Here is a 16,272-nt window from a genome sequence, read left to right as displayed (position 1 = left end):
TTGAAATTGTAAAAACCCGAAGAATTAGCTTCGGGTTTTTACTTTTCAAGGCTTTTCGGCCTGAACTTTGGGTTTGAAAATAATGGGTTAAATTTGCACTCCCTCTACTGATGTTTGATTCACCACTTTAAAATGAAAAAATTTCTTTTAGTAATCCCGGTATTTTTCATCCTGAGCTTAGCAGTTGCTCAAATTCCTACACCGGATGCTTATCGCAAGGCTCAGTCCGAGTTGGCAGCCAAAAACTATTGGGAGGCGATTCCGCTTTTCAAGCAATTTACTGACCCAAAAGAATACGGAAATCTAGCAAATTATGCATCTTTTCACTTGGGCGAAGCTACCCTTGGAGCGAATCAACCTGCCCAAGCAATTGCTGCTTTGGAACCTATACTAAATAGAAATTGGGCAAAGTCTGAAGAAGCGAAATACCTTTTGTCGGTCGCCTATTTTAAAAATCAACAGAACATTGAAGCTCTTAAGCTTATCAAACAAATCAAGAACGACAGGATTATGACGATGGCTGAAAATGCCACTTTTGAAAATCTGAAGCAGGTTAGTGCCAGTTTTATGATTGCCAATCTTTCCGAGTTCAAAGAGAATAAGGGTTATGGAGAAGCTTTGAAGAGAGTTTTAGAAAGCCAAACAATTCTTTCAGCTTCGGAGCGAAATGCCTATTATGAATTGCAAGGTAAGGCAAATGAGAGTACTAATGTGGTGAAAGATCAAGTATTGGACATCGTGGTGATTTTGCCATTTACTAACTCTTCACGAACCAATTTGTCAAGTATTCCACCAAATGACTTTGTTTTCGAATTGTATCAGGGTTTGGAATATGGGGTTGCGGAATTGAAAAAAACTGGAACAAAAGTTAATATGATGACTTTTGATTCTAAAAGAGATGTAGCACATCTTAAGAACTTACTTGCTGACCCTTCGATTGCGTCGGCTGATATAATTATAGGCCCTATTTATCCAGAGGAGTCCGATTTGGTCAGTAGTTTTGCAGAGACATCCAAGATTCCATTTGTGCATCCTCTATCAAATTTGGGTGATAGGTTCGAAGAATTGAACTATAGCTATTTGTTTAGACCATCTGTTAGTTCCATTGCTGATGGGATTGTAGAAGGTTTAAGAAAGCAGAATTGGGGAAAGAGAGTAGCAATAGGTTATAGTGGAAGCTCTCGTGATGAGATGCTGGCCAAAATGCTTCAAGACCAATTAGGACGTGCAGGTTTCCAGATTCTAAAATACGAGCAAGTCAATTCCAGAAATACAAGTGAGTTTTTACAGGGATTGGGAATTCGCGGGGGTCAATCAAGAATGTCCGTAGATCAGGTAATTTTGCTATCAGATGATCCCACTATTGCGCAGCCAGCATTTGCTTTGATGGAGTCAATTACCGCTTCTATCCCGATGGTCGTGATGGATTCCTGGTTGAGTTTTAACTTTGCCAATTTTGAAATGCTGGAATTTCCGAATTTCTATTTTATTGGTAATAATACTTTGAATTTTTATGGTGAGCCAATGGAGAAATTCCGAAATAGATTTTATGATAAATACCTTAATTTACCTAGTATAAATTCCACATTAGGAGCTGAATTGATAGATTGGGTTGCTTCCAACATGTCAGACTCAAAAGGCTTTGATTTGAGAAGGAATCTGGATCAAAAAGCATTTCAGGCAGGTAAGTTAACTTGGGGATTTAATTTCCAAGGAGGTCACAATAATCAATACGTGCCGCTGTTTGAGTTGGAAGCAGGCGAATTGAAACCTTTAGATTAAATAATGAACATTTCTAAGAGCAAAGCGCTTTTTTCAAAAGCCCAAAATTTCATTCCAGGTGGAGTGAACTCTCCAGTTCGTGCCTTTAGAGCTGTGGGTGGTGATCCACTTTTTATCAAAAAAGCTGATGGTGCTTATTTGTATGATGAAGATGGAAATCAATTTATAGAATTAATCAACAGCTGGGGGCCTATGCTCCTGGGCCATAATCACCCGAAGGTGAGGGATGCGGTGATCAAAGCAATGGAGGATGGAACTTCTTTTGGAGCTCCTACGGCTAAAGAAGTGGAAATTGCTGAGCTGATCGTAAGTATGGTTCCTTCCATCGAGAAAGTTCGTATGGTGAACTCGGGTACCGAAGCGACCATGTCTGCGATCCGTGTGGCTAGAGGCTTTACAGGTCGTGATAAGTTTATCAAAATGGAAGGCCATTACCATGGTCACGGTGATTCATTTTTGATCGCAGCAGGTTCTGGTGCCATGACTATGGGTGATCCTGATTCTCCAGGAGTGACCAAGGGAACTGCTAAAGACACCTTGATTGCTCCTTATAATAATCTGGAAGCTATTGAAGAGTTGGTAGTTGCGAATCCAGGTGAAATTGCGGCCTTGATTCTAGAGCCAGTCCCAGGAAATATGGGGCTATGTCTTCCGAAGGAAGGTTATCTGCAAGGATTGAGAGATATCTGTTCGAGAGAAGGGATTATCCTGATCTTCGATGAGGTGATGACAGGATTTAGATTAGCCAAAGGAGGAGCTCAGGAGGTTTTCGGAGTAACTCCGGATATGACCACTTTGGGTAAAATCATCGGTGGAGGAATGCCAGTGGGTGCTTACGGAGGAAAGAGAGAAATCATGGAGTTTGTTTCTCCGGCTGGACCTGTTTACCAAGCGGGGACACTTTCAGGTAACCCAATTGCCATGGCAGCAGGTTTGACCATGCTAAACCATTTGAATACTGATCCAACTGTCTATGATGAGTTAACTCATATTGGAAGTAGATTAGCAGAAGGCATAAAAAGTATCAATCAGGAATTAGGATTGAATTACACGGTGAACAGCTTAGGAAGCATGTATTCCTTGTTTTTCACTGATAAACCAGTATTCGACTTCGAAACTGCAAAGAATTCTAACACTGCTTTATTTGGAAAATATTTCCAAGCAATGTTAAAGCGTGGAGTTTACTTGGCCCCAAGCCAGTTTGAAAGTTTGTTCTTGTCCACAGCCTTGAAAGACGATGTGATCGACCAGATCTTGGTTGCTCATAAGGAAGCTATGGTGGAGATATTGGGGCTATAAATTTTATTTATAGTCCAGTTAATTCTACCTTTGGAAACATATTCATGAAGCTTTTCCGCAACTTCAATCGGAAGTTTCCCGCCATATTTAGATGAGATGATCTGCGAATTGTTTTGAGTAGTTGGATTACTTTTCTTCATAGTAAATTGAGCTTGAAATCTTTTATTAGCCTAGAAGCAGGCTAAGCATATTGTATCTTGCCTTTTGGCTTTGGGATCTTTATCCCATCTTCTTTAGCTACTTTGATCCAAAGTTCAATTGCTTGCTGAGCATTTTCCAATGCCTCTGTTTGGTTGTCACCATGTGCTTTGATAGATGGAAGTTCAGGAACTTCTGATACAAAGCATTCATCTTGATCACTCCAGTAAACGAAGATTCCGTATTTGCTCATTTTTTTGAAAGTTTATAAGCGACAATAATTTCTCTAATTTGCTTTACTTGATAGGGTTTAGCTTTCCCATCTTTGGTCGATTGAATATTAATAATTTCAGGGATGTCTTTTCTTTTGTAAACTGAATGACTTCCAGAGCCTCCTCTTTCTTGAAAATCTAGCTGAATAAGTAACGTTTTCAAATCCGAAATGGATAGATTTTTATCCGATTTGCCAGAAAGAATCTTAAGTAAAAGCTTTTCAAATTTACTCATTAGGAAAGATTTGTCTGAAATGTAATTCGAATTACATTTTTAAAATCAAGATTACTTTATCTAATATAATTTTAAGATTATAATTTTGATTTGCCAAGTTGATACTTTTTTAAGTGTTAAAAGTTGATTTTGGATCTATTTAGAATCAAATTCACTGCCTTAAAAGAATAATTAAGATATGTCTATCAAAGTCTACGGAATTAAGAATTGCAATACGATGAAGAAGACCTTCGATTTCCTAGCGGAAAAGGGAGTTGATTACGACTTCATTGACTATAAAAAGCAACAGCCTAGCGCCACACTTTTAGAAGCGTTTTTAGAAAAAACAGATCTTGCTTCTCTGGTGAATAAGAAAGGTACTACCTATCGAAAAATGTCTGATGATCAGAAATCGGCTTTGGAAAATGAGGAAACAGCTATTCCCATTCTTGAAGAAAACTCAAGTATGATCAAACGTCCAGTGATTATTTACAAAGATGGAAGCCTGAGTTTGGGTTTTGATCCAGAAGTGATTGAGGGGCATTTGAATTAATATTGCCTGCTTCAGCTTTGCGCCTTTGCAGGAGACTGACTTTTCAATAAACTATCGTATCCGTCGGCAAAGGGGGTAGGCTCAAACTTCCAGTTTCCAAGTAAAAACTAAACTGGGAAGGACTTCCATTATCTGCTACCGGTGATTTAAATGCGAATACTTTTTCTAAAGTAGGATGATTGTTTAGAGCTGATAGTTTATCAAGACTTACTTGAGTATCATTGATGTAGAGTAGCTTTAAGTTTTTGTTTTCAACCAGTTTTCCTAAGTCAGATCCTTCGATAGCAGTCTGATTAAGTTTCAATACAGTTAAGTTTGGCAGCGTTGCAAGTTGCTCCAAAATTGTATCGCTAATCGCTGTTCCTGTCAGGTCCAGATACACAATTTGATCTTTAGCAGATTGCAGCATATGCCAGTCTGAATCAGAAAATGCCGGAAAATTAATACAACTGATCTTCAAGAGGGGCGAATCTTTCTTTACTACTTCAGCAAAAAAACCTTCGCTTCTTAACTTTGAAATCGAATCCTGAGGAAGCTTTGCAACCTCAACGACTGGATAAAATGGTATTTCGTTTTTCTTGAAAAATGGCTCTACTAAATTCACGTTTATTGTTGACTCTCCAAGCTTAGTGTTTTCAGGTGATCCAGATTCAATCCAGGCTTTGATCAATTCAATTTCTTCTTTACTAGGCTGTCGCTTATCTTTTGGAGGCATGTGATCATCTTCATCCTCTGGCAAAATTAATCGAGCAAATAAGGCGCTTTCTTCTGCGTTTCCAGTTTCTAAAATTTGCCCGTCTTCACCTCCTTTTTGAATTCCTTCAAACGAGCTCAGGTCCAATTCTCCCTTTAGCTTTTTAGGATTATGGCAGCTTTTGCAATTCTGATCTAAAATTGGCTGGATCGCGCCCGAATAGAATTCAACCTCTTCCCAATTGTCTGCGGGTAGTTCAAGAGGTTCATTTGTACTTACTTCTCCACCTAGGAAGGCTTGAAGTTCTGGAGGTAACACTTCTGTAAAATAATCATCCCCATGGGTGATATTTCCTCCCAAATGACCAGTAATAGTTATGATCAGGATCAGAGTTGCTCCTTTGATTTTCAATTTTGCTGGAGTTGAAACAGCCTTTTTTAGATGATACCAAAGACCAAATGACAGTAGGGTAGTGAGGATTCCTAAGAACAAATGAAACTTAACTGTGTCCCAACCATATCCTTCACTCTGGTATTGTAAAAATCCGCTGATGCTAGCTAAAAAAGCTGAAATTCCACCAAGCAAAAGGGCTAATTGGATGATTGGGGAATAGAGGGAATACTTCTTTCCAAACCCAAAAATGAGGATAACACCAAAAACCAGGAAGCCAATTGGCAAGTGAACCAAAATCGGATGAAAACGTCCGAACAATGGCAAAATAAAATCAATCATTTGCGAAGCGGGCTTTAATGGCTTTCATGATAAATACGTTGGCTTCCCATTGATCTGCGATGGGTACGTTAGAAAAAGGCACAGTAGGCAAGTAGGGTGGAGGACCAAATTCAGTCGTAATGGTGTATAGATCTTGACCGGAATTCCGAATTATATGCTCCCAAATATCCAAGTGAGTAGTTAAGGCAGATTTCCATTCAGGAGCTGCAGGGTTATTAACTTGTGGTCCTTCTGCAAATCCAACTCGTGCGTGAATATGATCCACTCGAGGAATAATTTGCTGAAGCAAAGGATCTTTCAAACCAATCAATCGCTCATGAACTATCATCCAATGGCTGATGTCCAAGTTCAATCTCAAATCTGGCGCTGCATTTACCATTTCAACAGTAAGCGGAACGTTGAAGGAAAATATACTGCGGTGAGTTTCATGAACAATCGGAATCCCTGACTCCCTACTGGCTTTTGTGGTTATATCTATAAAAGCTTTGTTTTCTTCCAAAGACCAATAATCGGAGCCCGTATGTGAGTTGATTTTAACAGGATTCCAGGCAATTATTTTTTGCAGATTTTCCTCATAGACTTTTAGCGCTTCTGCATAAGGCAAACCTTTATTTGTGCCATGAAGGAAAATTACCTTCAAATCGTATTTTTCCAGTCCAGCTTTCAATTCTTTTTGTACATCCTCCGAGTAAGGAAACCAAGTTTCGATGCCATCATAGCCATCGTTTTTGGTCCGTTTTAGAAACTCGTCCAAAGACAATTTATTACCCCAGTCAGTTTGGAAAAATAGGATTTGCTGCTGGGCAAAAATTGGTGAAAGAAAGAAAATGAATAGAAATGCTAGAATGGTAATTCGTGTAAGCATGCAGGATTAAGCTAATATTTTATTGATCAATTCTCCTTCTACATCCGTCAATCGGAAAGGACGACCTTGGAAATCGTAGGTAAACTGCTCATGGTCAAAACCCATCAAATGAAGTATGGTGGCATGAATATCATGAACTGAAACTTTCTCCTCTATGCCAGAAAATCCGAAATCATCTGTTTTGCCATAAGTCACACCTGGTTTGATGCCGCCACCAGCCATCCACATAGTAAAGGCATCTCCGTGATGATCTCTACCTAGGAAACTTTGAGTTTTACCTTCCCTGTTTTCCTGCATTGGGGTACGACCAAATTCTCCTCCCCAAACTACTAAGGTGTCCTCAAGTAATCCCCTTTGTTTCAGATCAAGTAATAAGGCGGAAACGGGTCTGTCCATTTCCCGGCATTTGTTTCTCAATCCCATGTCGATAGATCCGTCATGATCTGTGCCGTGCGTATCCCAACCCCAATCGTATAACTGTACAAATCGAACTCCTTTTTCTACCAGTTTCCGGGCAAGAAGACAGTTGTTGGCAAAGGATTCTGAGCCAGGTTTGGTGCCATAAAGCTCATGAACTGACTCAGGTTCGTCGTTTATATTCATGACTTCTGGCACTTCGATTTGCATACGGTAAGCCATCTCGTACTGGTTGATTCTAGCCAGAATTTCAGGATCACCATAGGAATCAAACTCCTCCTTATTTACCGTATTGATAGCATCAATAACGTTTTTCTTCAAATTTCGAGACATTCCCTCTGGATCATCTAGATACAAAACCGGATCTCCTTTAGATCTGCATTGCACACCTTGATATACTGAAGGTAAAAAACCGGATCCCCAGACACTTTTACCTGCATCAGGAGTTTTTCCTCCAGAAGTAAGAACCACAAAGCCTGGAAGATTTTGGTTTTCTGTGCCCAAACCATAAGTCACCCAGCTTCCCAAACTAGGACGGCCAAGTCTCGCACTTCCTGTCTGCATCAAAAGTTGAGCAGGTCCATGATTGAATTGATCGGTATGAACTGCTTTCAAAAAGGAGACTTCATCGGCCATTTTTTGAAAGTGAGGCATGTAATCTGAGATCCAAGCGCCGGATTCTCCATGTTGGGAAAAATTAGCCTGCGGTCCAAGGAGATTAGGAACACCACGGATGAAAGCAAATTTCTTCCCTTCCAATAAAGATTGCGGACAAGGTTGGTTATGATATTTTGCTAATTCCGGTTTGAAATCAAATAGCTCCAACTGCGAAGGAGCTCCGGCCATGTGCAGGTAAATGATTGACTTCGCCTTAGCTCCAAATGGGGGTGGCAAAGGAGAAAGCGGATTCAAATCACGCTGGCTTAAGTTTAACCCTTTAGAACCTGCTGATGAACCAGTATCGCAACCAAACATCAGTGGAGCCATTGCGAGCCCACCAACTTTCGATACACAATCCATCAGGAAATGTCTTCTTGTTTGCTTCTCCAGCTTTTGCTGTGCAAACTCAACGAGCATTTTATCTAGACTTTTCATATCAAGGTTTGGTTAAGAATTCATCCATATTCAATAAGGCATTTGCCACGACAGACATGGCCGCTTGCTCAGGATTTGTTGATTTTTCTTTCACAGTGAAGAAGGCTTCCAATGAATCAGGTTTGCTTTTATATTCTGCCAACGCTTCTTCGTACAGATTAGAAAGTGTATTTAGCTTTTTTTCTGAGATAGGATTTAGCACTAGCTTCTGATAGCCATAGGCAATTCCTTTCTCGGGTTTTGAAGCATCATGTTTGATCATATCTTCTGCTAAGTAATATGCAGCTTCAAGATACACCGGGTCATTCAGTGTGACCAACGCTTGGAGAGGCGTGTTAGTCACTATCCTGCGACTCAGACAAACTTCCCGACTAGCTGCATCAAAAGATATAAAAGATGGGTAAGGACTAGTTCGCTTTAAGAAGGTATAAATACCACGTCTGTGTGCATCTTCTCCTTCACTTTCTTTCCAGGATTCCCCATTATAAACTGTCTGCCAAATCCCATCAGGCTGGTGAGGCTTGACACCTGGCCCATACATTTTATCACTCAACAATCCAGATACCGCTAAGGCTTGATCCCGTACTTGTTCGGCGCTTAATCTAAACCTTGGGCCACGGGCATACCATTTGTTTTGTGGGTCTTTTTTGTAAAGTTCGGCAGAAACTGCCGAGGACTGCTTGTAGGTAGCCGAAGTGACGATTTCCCTTATTAAGCTTTTCATGCTCCAATCGTACTCGTTCATGGTTTTCCAAGCCAAATAATCAAGCAGTTCAGGATGAGAAGGAGGATCAGATTGCGTGCCCATATCTTCCAGTGAACTTACTATACCACGACCAAATAGCTGATCCCAAACCCGGTTTACAAATGTTCTCGAAGTCAATGGATTCTCCTTATCCGTCAACCAATAAGCAAATCCAAGCCTATTATTAGGCCACTCTGGCTTCCAGTTATTGAATGTCTTTGGAGTTTCAGGGTTTACTTTTTCTCCCAGACTCATCCAATTTCCCCGCTCAAAAACATGACTCTCCCGCGCCATATAGGGAGGATTTTCAATCATAATTGGAAGCTTTGTTCCTCTGAAGTTCAATGCCGTTTCCCATGAATTCTGAATATCCTTGAATCCCGGTTTATCCTTTCCTTCCAAAGTTGGGACAAAAGCAAACCAGACAAATTTGGCGGCATTTTGCTGAGTTTTAACGCTTGGGTTTCTAACCTCCAAATAGAGATCTACCAAGCCATTTGTTGGCTTTATAGGAATGGGGCGAACAATATCGCCACCGGTTTTATTGATCGGAAATTCTGCTAGAACGTCTCCTTCTGGTCCACCATTCCGAATGGTCATTTTGCTACCATCAATGCCAGATCCGTAGTACATTAACATTTGGTCTGAGCCTCGGGTGTCGACTTTTCGAAGATAAGCTGACCCATTTGCCTGAATCCCTAGCCATTTAGTATCAATTAGCTCTGCGTTATTGAAGTCAACGGCATTGTGTGAAGGATACTTTGGTTCAAGATAAGTCAGGAAGTTTTTACGAGCTATTGCAGCTTTTTCACTTTCATTTTCTTTTACCCAAGCTAATACAGATTCAATTTTTGTTTTCTGCTCTACTGAATAAAATCTCAACCTAGGCTCTTCATCGTGGGTGTCTTCGTCTCTTGAATTATTGAAGAATGCCATGGATTGATAAAATTCCTCGTGACGAATTGGATCATACGGATGACTGTGGCATTGAACGCATGCCATTGTGGTGCTTTGCCAAACCTCATAGGTTGTTCCTACTCTGTCTAGAACTGCAGCTACTCTGAACTCCTCATCATTTGTCCCACCTTCATCATTATTCATGGTATTGCGGTGAAATGCCGTAGCTGCTAATTGATCTTCTGTAGGATTTGGAAGTAGATCTCCTGCTAATTGCTCTATAGTGAACTCGTCAAATGGTTTATCGTCATTGAATGCTCGGATCACGTAGTCTCTATATGGCCACATGGTTCGGGAAACATCCCGCTCATATCCTTTGGTATCAGCATATCTAGCCAGGTCTAGCCACCAAGTAGCCCACTTTTCTCCAAAAGAGGAAGATGCTAACATCTTGTCCACGGCTTCCTCGTAGGTGATTTTCTTGGACGAAAATTGCTCAACCAATTCGTTGGTTGGAGGTAAACCAGTAATATCCAGAGCAGCTCTTCGAATTAATTTAAGAGGGGATTCCTCTTTTGAAAATGTCAGTTCTTGCTCTTCGAGTTTTTTACCTACATAAAAATCTATTGCATTTGTAGATGCTTGAGCGTTGTCCCCAGAAAATCCTGCTGTCGTTTTGTTTTCAATTATTGCCGGAGCCTGAACGGGTTCATAAGCCCAGTGCTCACCCCATTTTGCTCCTTGTTTGATCCAAGTTTTTAAAAGATCGATTTCTTCCTTGGATAAAGGTGATCGCTCATAAGGCATTCTCAATTCAGGGTCTGAAGCTGTTAAACGTTTGATCAACTCGCTGCCATTCGGATCTCCTGGAATTATAGCGGGGTGTCCTGATTCTGTGTCTGCGAAAGCTTCTTCCTCAAAAAGCACAGAGAATCCACCGCTCTTTTTTACTCCGCCATGACATGAGATACAGTTTTTGTTTAGGATAGGCTTAATCTGGGTGCTGAAATCAACTTCCTTTTCAGGACCGAAAATCATGAATCCAGCAATTGCTATAATTGCAGCAATGGTAAGGAAACCAGCTATTTTAAGATTATTCATGGGTAATTGAATGAATCTTAAATTAGGGAATTCTGAGCTACTTCGAAAATAAGCTATAGTATAAAGCTAATTTAGAATAAGGATTGGATAATATTCTGTAAGCTAAATAGTTTGCTGTTAGAATATTTCCTTGCCATTGATTTAAAATGAAATTGTACACTAATCGTTGAAGAATCAGAAATGAAGTAGGATAAAAAAATGCCCAGCTAATAAAAGCTGAGCATTGAATTTAGAATTTATAGTTTGGAAGGTTTTCCAAGATGTCCTTAGTCATGGCGTCTAAATCGTAATCGTGCTGCCAGCCCCAATCCTTTCTGGCACAACTATCATCAATGCTATCTGGCCAACTATCAGCGATTGCCTGACGGAAATCCGGGTTATACTCGATTTTGAAATCTGGAATGTATTTTAAAATGCTCTCATAACTTTCTTTTGGTGTAAAGTTCATCGCAGCAAGATTGTAGCTAGAGCGTATTTTCACCGATTCGCGTGGTGCGTTCATCAGGTCCAAAGTTGCTTTAATCGCGTCTGGCATATACATCATCGGAAGGGAACTGTCTTCACGAAGGAAGCAATCAAATTTCTCGCCTGCTAATGCTTTGTGGTAAATATCCACAGCATAATCGGTTGTTCCACCTCCAGGAAGAGACTTGTAGCCAATCAAACCTGGGTAACGTAGACTGCGCACGTCCACATTAAACTTCTGAAAGTAGTATTCACACCATCTCTCCCCCGCCTGTTTCGAAATGCCATAAACCGTATTTGGCTCTTTGACGCAGTATTGAGGCGTATTGATTTTAGGAGTATTTGGTCCAAAGACCGCAATGGAAGAAGGCCAGTAAACCTTGTTCAATTTAAATTCTTTGGCTAGCTCAAGTACATGAAGCAAACTATCCATGTTGAGTTCCCAAGCAAAAAGAGGTTTTTTCTCACCAACTGCTGAGAGCACTGCCGCTAAATGATATATCTGAGTTATTTTTTCATTTTTTACAAGGTTTCTCAAACCTTCTTTGTCCATCACATCGAGGACCTGAAATCTACAAAAGTCAAATTTTGATTTTGCTGATTCGTTAAGATCTGTCGCTATTACTTGTTCTGCACCAAACTGATCTGCCAGAGAACGAGTGAGTTCTGAACCCAATTGCCCTGCGGCGCCTATTACCAGGATTTTTTCCATTAAAATTTCTTTAAAAATCAACCAAAGACGAGGTCTAGGTTTTTGTTTATATTTGGGTTTGCGACTGCAAAAGTAAGAAAAAACTGCTTCGAGAGCAGGTTTTTTGACCAAAGGAATAAGACGTTTTTGAATAACATAAAATCAACTAGCTATCATGTACGATCAGTTCAGACCCAAATTACAAGAAGAACTTAAGGGAATAGAAGAAGCAGGCCTTTTCAAAAAAGAGCGCGTCATCACCTCTCCACAATCAGCAGAAATTACTATTGCCGGCGGGCAGAAAGTTCTGAATTTCTGTGCAAATAATTATTTGGGGCTTTCATCTCATCCAAAAGTGATCGAAGCGGCTAAAGCTGCTATAGATTCTCATGGCTTTGGAATGTCCTCCGTGCGTTTTATTTGCGGTACGCAGGATATTCATAAGGAATTGGAAAAAAAGATTTCAGAGTTTTTGGGTACTGAGGATACGATTCTTTATGCAGCAGCTTTTGATGCAAATGGGGGAGTATTCGAGCCTATTTTGGGTCCGGAGGATGCGATTATCTCTGATGCTTTGAACCATGCTTCAATTATCGACGGCGTTCGCCTTTGCAAAGCAATGCGTTTTCGATACCAGCATAACGATATGGCTGATCTTGAAGCTCAGCTTAAGGATGCTATCGCAAAAGGAGCAAAGCAAAAAATCATCGTTACTGACGGAGTATTCTCCATGGACGGCACAATTGCTCAGTTGGATAAGATCGTAGAATTAGCAGAGAAATATGAGGCACTTGTAATGACAGATGAATGTCACTCTACAGGTTTTATGGGTAAAACTGGCCGTGGTGTCCACGAACATTGTGGTGTCATGGGCAAAATAGATATCATCACTGGTACGCTTGGAAAAGCCTTGGGTGGTGCTTCAGGAGGATTCACTTCAGGAAGAAAAGAGATTGTCGAATTACTTCGTCAGCGCTCTAGACCTTATTTGTTCTCCAATACCTTGGCTCCTTCGATTACAGGAGCCTCTATTGTGGTCTTTGATTTACTTTCTGAGACTACTGAGCTGAGAGATAAACTGGAAGAAAACACGAAGTACTTCCGGGAGAAGATGACTGCTGCTGGATTTGATATCAAGCCAGGTGAGCATGCAATCGTACCGATTATGTTGTATGACGCAGTTCTTTCACAAAAAATGGCTGAGAAAGTTTTGGAAAAAGGGATCTATGTTATTGGTTTCTACTATCCGGTGGTACCAAAAGGTCAGGCAAGGATCCGAGTTCAGATTTCTGCTGGTCATGACAGAGCTCATTTGGATCAGGCAATTGCCGCTTTCACTGAGGTCGGGAAAGAATTGGGAGTGATTGATTAATTCTTTACAGAGTTTTATCTAAAATAATAAAGCCGGGTATCAAATTTTGATTCCCGGCTTTATTGTGACTTTTTTAAAAGAACTTGGTTAAGTTTTTCGTGAAAATTGAAGGTTGCCTTACCTGACAGTCACATGAAAGCAACTCTGTTTCCTTTCTTTGATAAAGAAAATTTTGTTAGCTTCTTGAAATTCAGTTAATATCTTTTCCAGCTTTTTTTGAGTGCTTCTGCTAAAACGTTTCTTGCCATTCAATCTAATGTAAGAGATGTCAAACGATGCTCCATAAGAGTGGGAACTCACACCGCTAGTTGCATTTCTATTTTTCTTTCTTAAGCTTTTCTGCTGTTCAGGGGTTCTAGTTACTGAAGTAAGTGTAAAGAAGCTTTCAGAATCGGTTAGAGTTTGGAAAGCAATTCCTAGTTCTTCCAGAATAATTTTTGAATAGGGGGTCACATAAGGATGACTATGAGTTAATTCCATTACTTCATATCCTGCGCCCTCGTCAATTAGTACTAATTTCTCTTCTTCAATCAGCTTTTTAAATTGAATTTCATTCTCTATCAATCCAAATCCATTATGTTCTGCAGCATAAAGATGCTTGTCGTATTCTTTTGTAATCAGTTCATCAGGAATAGGAGTAATTACTCTTGGAGCAGGTAAGTCAAGTTCAATAGGTTCGGGTTTCTCCGGTTTAATCTTCGGTTTCTCAGTGTTTGTCAGGGAAACATAAGTGTGCTTTAATTGATTTTTTAGCTCTGGCATGTAAGCTTGTGTAGCCCAAGCACCAGCCGAAAAAAGTATAAATATTGAAGCTAGTTGAATATAAAGCGGTTTTCTCATAGGGTAATAAGTACTTAGTTTTTTCAAATTTAATACTGATTATTTCCAGAACAAAGATTAAACTTTGTCCTACCATTAATTTAGTTTTGGGTGATTAATGGACCAGCTTGTTCTGGTTTTGATTGAAATTACAACTTCTGCTTTTTTGGATTCAAATCCGAATATAAATTTTCTAACCAGTAAATTACATTTATTAGAAGTTATTAATCTTGAGAAGGTATAATTATACAGGTGACATAAGAATGACGTATGGATGTCTAAAATATTATTGTTTTCCCAAACTATTTTTTATTTTTTGGAAAATCAGTCCGCAAAAAATGCCATTCTACTTTACGATGCTGACTTAGTGGTCATCGCCAGTTTTCTTCTCTTTTTCAACTCGTATTCCTCAATATCTTCAAATCTAGCATCCACATCTAGATTATTAAGATAATCATTGATGGTTTCCCTGATTTCCTGAAAAGACATATTATGTAAAATCTTTCCATTTTTGGACATGGATAATTGTCCTGTTTCCTCAGAAACTATTAATACTATAGCATCCGTGGTCTCAGACATACCGATAGCAGCTCTGTGACGAAGTCCAAATTGTGCAGGTACTTCTCGCTCCGTAACCGGCAATATACAGCGAGCAGCTTTGATTTTACCGTTGTGGATGATGACAGCACCATCATGTAGTGGACTATATTTATTGAAAATTGAGATGAGTAGTCTTTTTGATAATTCAGCATCTAGAATATCGCCACTTTCTGCATAGAACTTGAGTTCAGTGCTTTTAGAAATTACCATCAAAGCTCCGGTATTGCTGCCTGCCAGTGTCTTGGACGCATCAATGATAGGGCTAATATTGAACAAAGAGTTATCCTTTTTTCTCCAGAAAAAAAGCATGTCTTTCCAGACATTGTCATCGGATAGTAGGGATGAACGACCTATAAGGAGGAGGAATTTTCTGATCTCAGGTGCAAAAATTATAATGGCGGCAATCACACCTACTCCCATGAATTGTCCTAATATGGCTGAGAGCAGTTCCATTCGAAGTGCTCTGACTAATAGGTAAATCAGATAGATGGATAGGAATCCAAGAAAAATCTTAATCGCAACACTTCCCTTTAGCAATTTATAGACTTGATATAATAGAGCTGCAACCAGCGCAATATCAATGATATTGACGATGGAGATGTCTAAAAATCCTATTTTGAAAAGTAAGGTCAAGGGTATAAAGTGTTGTATAATTTTAATGTTTCGTTAGCTTCTCTAACGTCATGAACTCTTAGGATGTTTGCACCATGACATAAAGCAAACATGTTTAAAGCTGTTGTACCATTCATTGCTTGATCAGCTTCCACATCCAGTGCTTTTGATATCATCGATTTCCTCGAAATACCTACCAAAATTGGTAAAGAAAGCGATTGAAACTGACGGAGGTTCCTGAGTAAGAAATAATTTTGATCGAGGGTTTTTGCAAATCCGAAGCCAGGGTCAATTATTACATCTTTGATGCCAAACTTTTTGAATTGTTCCAGTTTTTCAGCGAAATAATACAATATTTCTACCAAAATATCAGAATAATTCGTTTTTTTTTGCATGTTTTGAGGATTTCCTCTCATGTGCATGGCTATATATGGCACATTTAGCTTTGCAACTGTTTGGATCATTTCACTATCAAGGTCTCCTGCCGAAATATCATTGATTATATGCGCTCCAGATCTTATACCTTCTTCAGCTACTCTCGCACGAAAAGTATCTATGGAGATTATTACTTCAGGATAATTTGAGGTGATCCAATTAACAGCTGGTATAACTCGGTCGATTTCTTCCTGAAAACTTACTTCTGCAGCTCCGGGTCTAGAACTGTAACCTCCAAGATCCAGGATACTAGCCCCATTTAAAACGTGGGATTTAACAACTGCAGCAATTTTATCCAAAGATTTCTCAACTCTACTTGCTTTAAAAAAAGAGTCGGGAGTCAAGTTTACTATACCCATCAGTCTTGGTTTGTTGAACCTGATGAGCCGTCCATCGATTTGAAGGGTGTTTTTTTGGGGAAATGATTTATCTTCGATTCTAGAAGACTTGCCCGGAAGAGGAAACATTAAATTA

Annotated in this window: 15 protein-coding genes; 4 read left to right on the top strand and 11 right to left on the bottom strand. The window is 39.7% G+C overall.

Annotated elements, in window-relative coordinates:
• The first annotated feature begins 132 nt into the window (after positions 1–132).
• Together AACZ73_RS12110 and hemL are read left to right on the top strand one after the other, a co-directional pair.
• A complete protein-coding gene (locus AACZ73_RS12110) occupies positions 133–1,782 on the top strand; it encodes an amino acid ABC transporter substrate-binding protein (RefSeq protein WP_339878138.1) in 1,650 nt (549 codons plus the stop codon).
• A gap of 3 nt (positions 1,783–1,785) precedes the next feature.
• Positions 1,786–3,081: a glutamate-1-semialdehyde 2,1-aminomutase gene (gene hemL, locus AACZ73_RS12105; RefSeq protein ID WP_339878136.1), complete on the top strand. Its 1,296-nt coding sequence runs from the start codon at positions 1,786–1,788 to the stop codon at positions 3,079–3,081.
• Here hemL and AACZ73_RS12100 read toward each other — a convergent pair.
• Genes AACZ73_RS12100 through AACZ73_RS12090 form a run of 3 tightly spaced genes read right to left on the bottom strand, consistent with a single transcriptional unit; the run spans position 3,045 to position 3,726 of the window.
• Positions 3,045–3,221: a hypothetical protein gene (locus AACZ73_RS12100; RefSeq protein ID WP_339878135.1), complete on the bottom strand. Its 177-nt coding sequence runs from the start codon at positions 3,219–3,221 to the stop codon at positions 3,045–3,047. The two genes, hemL and AACZ73_RS12100, sit on opposite strands and share 37 nt — an antisense overlap.
• A 41-nt stretch (positions 3,222–3,262) precedes the next feature.
• Entirely contained in the window at positions 3,263–3,472 is a 210-nt protein-coding gene (locus AACZ73_RS12095; RefSeq protein WP_339878133.1) for a type II toxin-antitoxin system HicB family antitoxin, read from the bottom strand.
• Complete coding sequence (locus AACZ73_RS12090) at positions 3,469–3,726, bottom strand: hypothetical protein (RefSeq protein WP_339878132.1); 258 nt, start codon at positions 3,724–3,726, stop codon at positions 3,469–3,471. The genes AACZ73_RS12095 and AACZ73_RS12090 overlap by 4 nt, the downstream gene beginning before the upstream one ends.
• Positions 3,727–3,904: 178 nt before the next feature.
• Between AACZ73_RS12090 and AACZ73_RS12085 the strand changes: the two genes are divergently transcribed.
• The gene (locus AACZ73_RS12085) at positions 3,905–4,258 is read left to right on the top strand and encodes a Spx/MgsR family RNA polymerase-binding regulatory protein (protein ID WP_339878130.1); all 354 of its coding nucleotides are present in this window, start codon (positions 3,905–3,907) and stop codon (positions 4,256–4,258) included.
• A 43-nt stretch (positions 4,259–4,301) separates the two neighbouring features.
• Here the strand turns inward: AACZ73_RS12085 and AACZ73_RS12080 are convergent, their stop codons facing one another.
• The 5 genes from AACZ73_RS12080 to AACZ73_RS12060 all read right to left on the bottom strand — a co-directional run bounded on the left by AACZ73_RS12080 (position 4,302) and on the right by AACZ73_RS12060 (position 11,981).
• Positions 4,302–5,684 (bottom strand): c-type cytochrome domain-containing protein, encoded by a 1,383-nt coding sequence (locus AACZ73_RS12080; RefSeq protein WP_339878128.1) that lies wholly within the window; start codon positions 5,682–5,684, stop codon positions 4,302–4,304.
• Positions 5,677–6,549, bottom strand: coding sequence for a TIM barrel protein (locus AACZ73_RS12075; RefSeq protein WP_339878127.1), 873 nt, complete (start codon positions 6,547–6,549; stop codon positions 5,677–5,679). The genes AACZ73_RS12080 and AACZ73_RS12075 overlap by 8 nt, the downstream gene beginning before the upstream one ends.
• 6 nt (positions 6,550–6,555) lie before the next feature.
• A complete protein-coding gene (locus AACZ73_RS12070; protein WP_339878125.1) occupies positions 6,556–8,061 on the bottom strand; it encodes a DUF1501 domain-containing protein in 1,506 nt (501 codons plus the stop codon).
• Between the two features lies 1 nt (position 8,062).
• Positions 8,063–10,804 (bottom strand): DUF1553 domain-containing protein, encoded by a 2,742-nt coding sequence (locus tag AACZ73_RS12065; protein ID WP_339878123.1) that lies wholly within the window; start codon positions 10,802–10,804, stop codon positions 8,063–8,065.
• Positions 10,805–11,033: 229 nt separating this feature from the next.
• Positions 11,034–11,981 (bottom strand): NAD-dependent epimerase/dehydratase family protein, encoded by a 948-nt coding sequence (locus AACZ73_RS12060; RefSeq protein ID WP_339878121.1) that lies wholly within the window; start codon positions 11,979–11,981, stop codon positions 11,034–11,036.
• A 154-nt stretch (positions 11,982–12,135) separates the two neighbouring features.
• Between AACZ73_RS12060 and kbl the strand changes: the two genes are divergently transcribed.
• Positions 12,136–13,332 (top strand): glycine C-acetyltransferase, encoded by a 1,197-nt coding sequence (gene kbl / locus AACZ73_RS12055; RefSeq protein WP_339878119.1) that lies wholly within the window; start codon positions 12,136–12,138, stop codon positions 13,330–13,332.
• Positions 13,333–13,449: 117 nt separating this feature from the next.
• On the opposite strand, the gene AACZ73_RS12050 is transcribed toward kbl, so the two are convergent.
• From AACZ73_RS12050 to folP, 3 genes are all read right to left on the bottom strand, one after another.
• Complete coding sequence (locus AACZ73_RS12050; RefSeq protein ID WP_339878117.1) at positions 13,450–14,172, bottom strand: DUF5715 family protein; 723 nt, start codon at positions 14,170–14,172, stop codon at positions 13,450–13,452.
• Between the two features lie 330 nt (positions 14,173–14,502).
• Positions 14,503–15,384 carry a diadenylate cyclase CdaA gene (cdaA, locus tag AACZ73_RS12045; RefSeq protein WP_339878115.1) on the bottom strand — a complete coding sequence of 294 codons (882 nt, stop codon included), beginning with the start codon at positions 15,382–15,384 and terminating at the stop codon, positions 14,503–14,505.
• Complete coding sequence (folP, locus tag AACZ73_RS12040; protein ID WP_339878114.1) at positions 15,381–16,265, bottom strand: dihydropteroate synthase; 885 nt, start codon at positions 16,263–16,265, stop codon at positions 15,381–15,383. Before folP ends, cdaA begins: the two co-directional genes overlap by 4 nt.
• Positions 16,266–16,272 lie beyond the last annotated feature (7 nt).

The sequence above is a fragment of the uncultured Algoriphagus sp. genome, from assembly GCF_963974835.1.
GTDB lineage: Bacteria > Bacteroidota > Bacteroidia > Cytophagales > Cyclobacteriaceae > Algoriphagus.
This window is presented reverse-complemented; position numbering and strand designations above follow the sequence as displayed.

Coding starts and splice junctions, on each gene's coding strand:
- AACZ73_RS12110 (WP_339878138.1), top strand. CDS start 133: ATGAAAAAATTTCTTTTAGTAATCCCGGTATTTTTCATCCTGAGCTTA.
- hemL (WP_339878136.1), top strand. CDS start 1,786: ATGAACATTTCTAAGAGCAAAGCGCTTTTTTCAAAAGCCCAAAATTTC.
- AACZ73_RS12100 (WP_339878135.1), bottom strand. CDS start 3,221: ATGAAGAAAAGTAATCCAACTACTCAAAACAATTCGCAGATCATCTCA.
- AACZ73_RS12095 (WP_339878133.1), bottom strand. CDS start 3,472: ATGAGCAAATACGGAATCTTCGTTTACTGGAGTGATCAAGATGAATGC.
- AACZ73_RS12090 (WP_339878132.1), bottom strand. CDS start 3,726: ATGAGTAAATTTGAAAAGCTTTTACTTAAGATTCTTTCTGGCAAATCG.
- AACZ73_RS12085 (WP_339878130.1), top strand. CDS start 3,905: ATGTCTATCAAAGTCTACGGAATTAAGAATTGCAATACGATGAAGAAG.
- AACZ73_RS12080 (WP_339878128.1), bottom strand. CDS start 5,684: ATGATTGATTTTATTTTGCCATTGTTCGGACGTTTTCATCCGATTTTG.
- AACZ73_RS12075 (WP_339878127.1), bottom strand. CDS start 6,549: ATGCTTACACGAATTACCATTCTAGCATTTCTATTCATTTTCTTTCTT.
- AACZ73_RS12070 (WP_339878125.1), bottom strand. CDS start 8,061: ATGAAAAGTCTAGATAAAATGCTCGTTGAGTTTGCACAGCAAAAGCTG.
- AACZ73_RS12065 (WP_339878123.1), bottom strand. CDS start 10,804: ATGAATAATCTTAAAATAGCTGGTTTCCTTACCATTGCTGCAATTATA.
- AACZ73_RS12060 (WP_339878121.1), bottom strand. CDS start 11,981: ATGGAAAAAATCCTGGTAATAGGCGCCGCAGGGCAATTGGGTTCAGAA.
- kbl (WP_339878119.1), top strand. CDS start 12,136: ATGTACGATCAGTTCAGACCCAAATTACAAGAAGAACTTAAGGGAATA.
- AACZ73_RS12050 (WP_339878117.1), bottom strand. CDS start 14,172: ATGAGAAAACCGCTTTATATTCAACTAGCTTCAATATTTATACTTTTT.
- folP (WP_339878114.1), bottom strand. CDS start 16,265: ATGTTTCCTCTTCCGGGCAAGTCTTCTAGAATCGAAGATAAATCATTT.